The organism is Clostridium sp. ATCC 25772 (assembly GCF_001573875.1).
GTDB lineage: Bacteria > Bacillota > Clostridia > Clostridiales > Clostridiaceae > Clostridium_J > Clostridium_J senegalense.
In genome coordinates, this window is sequence record NZ_LFRG01000180.1 from 1 (window position 1) to 588 (window position 588).

Consider the following 588-nt stretch of genomic DNA (forward strand, 5'->3'; position numbering starts at 1 on the left):
TATGTGTATTAAATATTCCGCCAGCTATCTTTACATATTTGCCTAAATGTCCAGCCATTAGAATTTTTTTAAATCCAATACGTTGAGCTTCTTTCAACATATATCCAATAAAATTACTGGTCCTAACTATATACTTTGAATCAATACCTAAGCTTTCTTTTATAAACATTTCTCCATGGTTACCTGGTACCAAAATAACTTTATCCATTCCCTGAGCTTTTTTCATCTCTAGTTCTATTGATAAAGATTTCTTCCATCCTTCATCACTCATTGGCTCAACTATACCCGTTGTTCCTATTATAGATATACCTCCTACAATTCCAAGTCTTGGATTAAAAGTTTTTTTAGCAATAGTTTCTCCCTCTGGGGCAAATATAGTTATTTTAACTCCCTTTGTATCTCCTATTACTTTTCTAACCTCACTTTGTATCATGGATATAGGCGTTTTATTTATTGCAGCTTTTCCAATTTCTATTCCTAAGCCTTTTTTAGTTACCCTTCCAATCCCAATTCCACCATCTATTATTATTTCATTCGAATCAATAAGTTCAGCTTTAGCATATATATGCATTTTATGAGTTGCATCTA

The 588-nt window shown here is 32.0% G+C and carries 1 protein-coding gene; it reads right to left on the bottom strand.

Features of this window, described 5'->3' with window-relative positions:
* Positions 1-588 (bottom strand): cobalt-precorrin-5B (C(1))-methyltransferase CbiD (cbiD, locus tag AZI32_RS17465; protein ID WP_082761317.1); only part of this gene is annotated, 588 nt, incomplete at both ends.